This window comes from Oleiphilus sp. HI0123 (genome assembly GCF_001635315.1).
Map to the genome: position 1 here is coordinate 1 of NZ_LWGE01001067.1, position 7,874 is coordinate 7,874.

Annotated in this window: 9 protein-coding genes; all 9 read right to left on the bottom strand. The window is 43.9% G+C overall.

The genetic code is table 11. The features are described 5' to 3' along the window. The coding region (gene glmU / locus A3761_RS09980) for a bifunctional UDP-N-acetylglucosamine diphosphorylase/glucosamine-1-phosphate N-acetyltransferase GlmU (RefSeq protein ID WP_068750170.1) at nt 1-970 on the bottom strand (970 nt) is incomplete at its 3' end. A 120-nt stretch (nt 971-1,090) separates the two neighbouring features. Then, nucleotides 1,091-1,510 (bottom strand): F0F1 ATP synthase subunit epsilon, encoded by a 420-nt coding sequence (locus A3761_RS09985; RefSeq protein ID WP_068507286.1) that lies wholly within the window; start codon nt 1,508-1,510, stop codon nt 1,091-1,093. Nucleotides 1,511-1,571: 61 nt separating this feature from the next. Then, nucleotides 1,572-2,969 carry a F0F1 ATP synthase subunit beta gene (gene atpD / locus A3761_RS09990; protein ID WP_068507288.1) on the bottom strand — a complete coding sequence of 466 codons (1,398 nt, stop codon included), beginning with the start codon at nt 2,967-2,969 and terminating at the stop codon, nt 1,572-1,574. Between the two features lie 56 nt (nt 2,970-3,025). Further along, nucleotides 3,026-3,886 (bottom strand): F0F1 ATP synthase subunit gamma, encoded by an 861-nt coding sequence (gene atpG / locus A3761_RS09995; protein WP_068507290.1) that lies wholly within the window; start codon nt 3,884-3,886, stop codon nt 3,026-3,028. Nucleotides 3,887-3,978: 92 nt separating this feature from the next. Further along, entirely contained in the window at nt 3,979-5,523 is a 1,545-nt protein-coding gene (atpA, locus tag A3761_RS10000) for a F0F1 ATP synthase subunit alpha (protein WP_068507291.1), read from the bottom strand. 30 nt (nt 5,524-5,553) lie between these two features. Beyond that, nucleotides 5,554-6,090, bottom strand: coding sequence for a F0F1 ATP synthase subunit delta (locus tag A3761_RS10005; protein ID WP_068507297.1), 537 nt, complete (start codon nt 6,088-6,090; stop codon nt 5,554-5,556). 16 nt (nt 6,091-6,106) lie between these two features. Then, the gene (locus tag A3761_RS10010; RefSeq protein WP_068507299.1) at nt 6,107-6,577 is read right to left on the bottom strand and encodes a F0F1 ATP synthase subunit B; all 471 of its coding nucleotides are present in this window, start codon (nt 6,575-6,577) and stop codon (nt 6,107-6,109) included. 58 nt (nt 6,578-6,635) lie between these two features. Beyond that, nucleotides 6,636-6,875, bottom strand: a complete 240-nt coding sequence (atpE, locus tag A3761_RS10015; RefSeq protein WP_068507301.1) for a F0F1 ATP synthase subunit C — start codon at nt 6,873-6,875, stop codon at nt 6,636-6,638. A gap of 62 nt (nt 6,876-6,937) precedes the next feature. Then, nucleotides 6,938-7,816 carry a F0F1 ATP synthase subunit A gene (atpB, locus tag A3761_RS10020; protein ID WP_068507303.1) on the bottom strand — a complete coding sequence of 293 codons (879 nt, stop codon included), beginning with the start codon at nt 7,814-7,816 and terminating at the stop codon, nt 6,938-6,940. Nucleotides 7,817-7,874 lie beyond the last annotated feature (58 nt).

Genomic DNA, 7,874 nt, shown 5'->3' on the forward strand with positions numbered 1-7,874 from the left:
CCACATTACAGGCGCTTGCCACAAAGCTATCTTCGATAATTGAATTAGCATGTATCGTGGTACCAGCACCGATTGTTGAATTTTTGATAATGCAGTTTGGTGCAATGCTGACATCCTCACCAAGTACGACATGCCCTTCGAAAATACAATTAAGATCGATAGTGACATCTTGGCCGCATTCTAATTCACCGCGCACGTCTAAACGATTTGGATCATAGATGGTGACACCTTGAAGCATTAGCTGTTCCGATATCATGCTTTGGTGCCAGCACTCTAATTCACATAGTTGCAGGCGATTATTCACGCCTTGAACTTCCTGCTCAAAACTTGGCTGATGGCTTTCAACTCGCAAGCCATTTGCTACGGCGATCTCGATAATATCAGTTAAGTAGTACTCGCCTTGTGCATTGCTGTTACCAAGTGTCGGAATAAACTTATGCAACACTGAAGCCTGTAGAGCAAGTATTCCGGTATTAACTTCCGGAATCATTAATTCTTCTTCTGAAGCATCTTTTTGTTCTACGATGGCTTCAATATCGCCATCTGCGTTCCGAACGATTCGACCATAGCCCGTTGGGTTTTCAAGGTCGACTGTCAATAAGCCAAGCTGCTTCTCATTAACTAAAGCCGTTAATTGAGACAATGTTGCCTGACTGGTTAAGGGCACGTCTCCGTATAGTATTAGTACTTGCGCGTCTTCTGGAATGTGGTCGATTGCTTGTGCTACCGCATGGCCCGTACCTAGCTGCTCAGCTTGTAAGCACCAGTTTACATCTTCTTTAATTGTGTCTTTTACCTGATCAGCACCGTGACCGATAACAATATGTATACCTTCAGCATCTAACTTATTCGCTGTATCCAACACATGCTGTAGCATTGGCTTTCCCGCTACAGGGTGCAAAACTTTTGGTAATTTAGACTTCATTCGAGAACCTTGCCCAGCTGCAAGGATAACCACATGTAAACTCATAATCGTTTTTCCTAAACTTTTTCTACTACAATCGTTTGATTATAGACACTCCATATGACATAAAAGAAAAAAGGCAGCTAAATAGCTGCCTTTTTTCTTTATTTTACGAATTACTGCTCATTAATGCTTATTTCTCATTCGCTGAATCACGCGTAGTCGCGCTGATGCTTCAGCTAGTTGAGATGCTGCTCGAGAGTAATCAAAATCGCCGCTCTGATTCGCCAGCTCTCTTTCTGCTTCTTTCTTAGCTTCCAGAGCTGCTGCTTCATCAACGTCGTGAGCTCGCTCTGCACTATCTGCTAGCACAGTTACTAAGCTTGGTTGAACTTCCATGTATCCGCCGGATACGTAGAAAACTTCCTCTTCGCCGCCTTGTTTGATAACGCGAACAGGACCAGGATTCAACTTCGTCATTAGTGGAGCATGGCCTGGAGCAATACCCAAGTCACCCATTTCGCCAGCAGCAACAACTAGCTCAACAAGACCCGAATAAATTTGCTCTTCAGCACTTACGATATCGCAATGCACGCTAATACCCATAATTTCTACCTTCATCAGGGAAGCACTTTAAATATCTTAAAGTGCTTCTACTAAAGGATGATTACATGTTTTTCGCTTTTTCGACTGCTTCGTCGATAGAGCCAACCATGTAAAACGCCTGCTCAGGAAGATCATCGTACTCACCGCCCAAGATACCTTGGAAGCCACGGATAGTGTCTTTCAAAGATACATACTTACCCGGTGCACCCGTAAATACTTCGGCAACGTGGAAAGGCTGTGACAAGAAACGTTCGATCTTACGAGCACGTGCAACTGTCTGCTTATCTTCTTCAGACAATTCGTCCATACCAAGAATCGCAATGATGTCTTTCAATTCAGCATAACGCTGAAGTACTGTCTGTACACCACGTGCAATTTCATAGTGCTCAGCACCAATCACCAAAGGATCTAGCTGACGAGAAGTAGAGTCTAGTGGATCGATCGCTGGGTAAATACCCTTAGAAGCGATGTCACGACTCAATACAACTGTTGCATCCAAGTGAGAGAAGGTTGTTGCTGGAGATGGGTCAGTCAAGTCATCCGCAGGTACATATACTGCCTGGATCGATGTGATCGAACCAGTCTTAGTAGATGTAATACGCTCCTGAAGAACACCCATTTCCTCAGCTAGTGTAGGCTGATAACCTACCGCTGAAGGCATACGACCTAGCAGTGCTGATACTTCAGTACCTGCCAGTGTGTAACGGTAGATATTATCAACGAACAATAGTACGTCTTTACCCTCGTCACGGAACTTCTCAGCCATTGTCAAACCAGTCAAGGCAACACGTAGCCTGTTTCCTGGTGGCTCGTTCATCTGACCGTATACCATCGCTACCTTAGAGTCTGTTGGAGTCTCTAGGTTTACAACGCCAGCTTCCTGCATTTCGTGATAGAAATCGTTACCCTCACGAGTACGCTCACCAACACCTGCGAATACTGAAAGACCAGAGTGCTTCAGTGCGATGTTGTTGATCAATTCCATCATGTTTACAGTTTTACCAACGCCCGCACCACCGAATAGACCAACTTTACCACCCTTAGCGAATGGACAAACCAAGTCGATTACTTTGATACCGGTTTCTAGCAATTCAGCCGATGCTGCTTGCTCTGCGTAAGTAGGTGCTTTACGGTGAATAGGCATACGCTCTTGCTCACCGATGTCACCACGCTCGTCGATTGGGCGTCCTAGAACGTCCATGATACGACCCAAAGTTTCTGGACCAACAGGTACAGAAATTGGTGCGCCAGTGTTATCTACATTCAGCCCACGCTTTAGACCTTCAGTACTACCCATTGCGATAGTACGTACGATACCATCACCTAGTTGCTGCTGTACTTCAAGTGTTGTATCAACACCATCAACCTGCAACGCATCATATACATTTGGAACTGATTCGCGCGCGAATTCAACGTCGATTACAGCTCCAATAATTTGTACGATATTTCCGCTACTCATGTCCGGATCCTCGTTAACTTTTAATCTTTAAATACACAAAATTTGCCAGGAACTACTTATACCGCAGCTGCACCACTAACGATCTCAGAAATTTCCTGAGTAATCGCTGCTTGACGCGCTTTGTTATAAACCAACTGCAATTCCTTGATAATGTCGCCCGCGTTGTCTGTTGCAGATTTCATTGCGATCATTCGAGCTGCCTGCTCACATGCTACATTTTCAACAACCGCTTGATAAACTTGCGATTCAACGTAACGCGTTAACAAGCCATCTAGTAAGTCTTTCGCTTCAGGCTCGTAAATATAATCCCAATGATGCTGCATTTCACTTTCTTCAGCAGCTTCTAACGGTAACAATTGTACTACTTCAGGGCTCTGCGTCATGGTGTTTACAAACTCGTTGTATACCACGTAAAGGCGGTCGATCTTGCCTTCTTCGTAAGCATCCAACATCACCTTTACAGAACCGATCAGCTCATGTGCTGCAGGTGCGTCACCAAGGTGACTTAATGCAGCAACGACATTACCGCCGTAGCTTTTAAAGAAGCTAATTGCTTTTTGTCCAACCGCGCAAAGATCGACTTCTACTGCGTTATCCGCGTAGTTTTTCATATCTTTAGCAACTTTCTTGAACAAGTTGACGTTCAAACCGCCACACAAACCTCGGTCTGTAGAAACGATGATATAGCCAACACGCTTAACTTCGCGCTCTTGCAAATATAAGTGCTTATATTCTGTGTTCGCATTTGCCAAGTGACTGACAATCGAACGAATTTTTTCTGAGTAGGGCTTACCCAAACTCATACGATCTTGAGCTTTACGCATCTTACTCGCGGCAACCATTTCCATTGCGCTTGTAATTTTCTGCGTGCTTTTTACGCTCGAAATCTGATTTCGTATCTCTTTACCAACGGCCATTTTATATCGCCTTTAAAGTCTTGTTCACTTTGAGGTATAAATGACAGTCGAGTACTGCAGTATTCATAGATCTCCAGTACTCAACAATCGGCTTACCAAGTTTGCGTCGACTTAAATTGCTCAAGAGCTGATTTAATGCCGTCAGCGATATCATTGTTGTAATCGCCTTTTTCGTTAATCTTATCGAGTAATGCTGAATGTTCAGCACTCATGTAAGACAACATTGCATCTTCAAAATCAACAACTTTGTTTACTGGCACATCATCCAAGAAGCCTTCATTAGCGGCATAAAGAACGATACCCATTTCAGCAACGCTTTGTGGGCTGTACTGCTTTTGCTTCATAAGCTCTGTCACACGCTGACCGTGCTCTAGCTGCTTACGTGTTGCATCATCAAGGTCTGATGCGAACTGAGCAAATGCTGCCAATTCACGATACTGAGCCAAAGCCAAACGTACGCTACCACCTAACTTCTTGATGATCTTAGTCTGAGCTGCACCACCAACTCGTGATACCGAAATACCTGCGTTCATTGCAGGACGAATACCAGAGTTAAATAGGTTGGTCTCAAGGAAGATCTGACCATCTGTAATCGAAATTACGTTAGTTGGTACGAATGCAGATACGTCACCACCTTGTGTTTCGATGATCGGTAGAGCTGTCAATGAACCAGTTTGGCCCTTAACTTCACCATTGGTGAACTGCTCAACGTAATCAGCGTTTACACGTGATGCACGCTCTAGTAGACGTGAGTGCAAGTAGAATACGTCACCTGGATATGCTTCACGACCTGGTGGACGACGTAGTAGCAATGAAATCTGACGGTATGCCCAAGCTTGCTTGGTCAAATCATCAAATACGATCAATGCGTCTTCACCGCGGTCACGGAAGTATTCACCCATTGTTGTACCGCCGTATGGCGCTAAGAACAACATTGCTGCTGGATCAGCTGCACCTGCCGCAACAATGATCGTGTGATCCATTGCGTCATGCTCTTCAAGTTTACGTACAACCGCAGCGATAGAAGATTGCTTCTGACCAACTGCTACATAGATACACTTAACACCTGTGTTCTTCTGGTTAATGATTGCATCGATAGCGATTGCAGTCTTACCAGTCTGACGGTCACCGATGATCAACTCACGCTGGCCACGGCCGATAGGTACCATTGAGTCAATCGCTTTCAAACCAGTTTGTACTGGCTCATCAACTGATTGACGTGCGATTACACCTGGTGCAACTTTTTCTAAAGGTGCAGTTAGCGTAGTCTCGATAGGACCTTTACCATCAATTGGGTTACCTAGTGCATCAACAACACGGCCAAGCATTGCTTCACCGATTGGTACTTCTAGGATACGACCCGTACATTTTGCTTTCTGACCTTCGGCAAGACCTTTAGGGTCACCTAGGACAACGACACCTACAGAATCACGCTCTAGGTTAAGCGCCATACCGTATACGCCGGTTTCAAACTCTACCATCTCACCATACATTACGTCGGCAAGACCGTGAATTAGAACGATACCGTCAGATACACTGACGATAGTGCCCTCATTTTGGGCTTCAGAAGAAACATCGAGAGTTTCGATGCGCTTCTTAATAATTTCGCTGATCTCAGCTGGGTTTAGCTGTTGCATGCGTTAAATCCTCAAATCTGAATCTGCTACCTAAGCACTAACCGCTTCGGCCAATTTTGCAATTTTGCCACGGACAGAAGCATCGATGACTAGATCGTTGGTGCGGATAATTACGCCACCAATCAACGACTCATTTACAGTCGATGTAACAACGACTTTACGATCTAGTTTCTTACTTAGTACTTGTGCAAGCTTATCTTGTTGTTCACCGCCCAGTTCAAAAGCACTCTCCACATCGACGTCTACTGACATCTCTAGCTGTGCTTTGAAACCTTCAAACAATTGAGCAATCTCTGAAAGTAACTCTAATCGGTCATTTTCAGCCAACACAACGATAAAGTTTTTACCTTCATCATTTAACTTATCACCACATGATTCGATGAAAAGCTGTGCTTTTTGCTCACTTGTCAATGCTGGGTGGTCTAGAACAACACTCATGTTCTCGTCCATAGCTACTGCAGAAGAATAAGCAAGCATGTCTGACCAAACTGTCAAAGCTTCCTTATCCTTCGCGGCCTGAAAAGCGGCTTTAGCGTAGGGTCGGGCAATCGTAATTGATTCTGCCATCATCCACTCTCAAAACTTAAATTTCTGAGGCAAGCTGATCGAGTAACTCACCATGTTTGCTTGCATCGATTGAAGATCCAAGAATCTTTTCTGCGCCCGCAATTGCGATTGCAGATACTTCAGCGCGAAGCTCTTCTTTCACGCGATTCTTTTCTTGCTCAATTTCAGCTTTAGCAGCAGTGATTAATCTGTCACCTTCTTGACGAGCAGTTTCTTTCGCTTCGTCAACAATTTGATTTGATCGTTTGTTCGCTTGCTCGATTAGTTCAGCTGCTTGTGCTTTCGCTTCTTTTAGCTCTTCAACTGCTTTTTTCTGTGCAAGTTCAAGATCTTTAGACGCTCTGTCAGCCGCTGCTAAACCGTCGGATATTTTCTTTTCGCGCTCTGTCATTGCACCAATGATTGGTGGCCAAACATACTTCATGCAAAATAGCACAAAGCCTGCGAAGAAAATCATTTGTCCAATAAGTGTGTAATTGATATTCACACTAATTACCTCACTTTCGTTGTTAGTTTACGTTTTTAGCTAACTAAAGACGTGTCTATTAAGCACCAACGCCTGGAGCAACAACGAAAATCAAGTACATAGCGATACCAACACCGATAATTGGCACAGCATCGATCAAACCAGCTAGTAAGAACATCTTACCTTGTAGCATTGGACCAAGTTCTGGCTGACGCGCAGTACCTTCCAATAGACGTCCACCAAGTAGACCCATACCAACTGCCGCACCAAGTGCACCAAGACCAAGCATAATTGCAGCTGCAATAATTACTAGTTCCATTTTTTTCTCCTGCTTTAAGTTAAAAAGTTAAGTTAGTTAAAAGAAAAGTTTAAAAATTTAGATTAATGATCTTCGTGAGCCATACTCAGGTACACGACGGTCAAAACCATAAAAATAAATGCTTGTAGCGTAATAACCAAGATATGGAATATCGCCCAACCGATCTGCAAGAAACCACCGAACAGACCAAACAGCAAACCAGCGCTGTACATGACGGCAATCAAAATGAAGATCATTTCACCGGCGTACATGTTCCCGAATAGTCGCAAGCCCAATGAAAACGGCTTAGCTAATAGACCGACTAATTCCATAAATAGGTTCACAGGGATAAACGCCCAGTGATTGAAAGGGTGCATGGTAAGCTCTTTAGTAAAGCCACCAATACCTTTAATCTTGATAGAGTAGTAAAGCATTAGGATGAATACACCTAAAGCCATACCTAGTGTGATGTTAGGGTCTGTTGATGGAACAATCTTCTGATAACCAACGCCCACAAATGTAAGCAACCATGGCACTAGATCAACCGGGATCAAGTCCATTAGGTTCATGAAGAATACCCAAACAAAGATTGTTAATGCCAAAGGAGCAATAAGTGGGTTACGTCCATGGAACATATCTTTAACGTTACCATCAACGAAATCGACAATCATTTCGATAAAGTTTTGGAAGCGACCAGGTACACCGCTAGTTACCGATTTGGCAACGGAACGGAAGATCATGCAGAAAATAACACCTAAGCCAAATGACCAAAGTAAACTATCTACATGAAATGCATTGAAACCCATTGCAGCAGCTTCTTCGCCACCGTGAGCCATTGTCCAAGTTGCTTCTTGTAGCGTTGTGCCATCATAACGAACAGTACCAGCAGGAAGCTGGCCGAAAGTTAGGTTACTTAAGTGATGCTGAATATATTCAGTGGTTGTTAGACTATCGCCTGCCATAGTTAAGGGCCTACATTATAGAGTTAAAAATTCTAAATTATGCTTTGTGTGAGTTCGG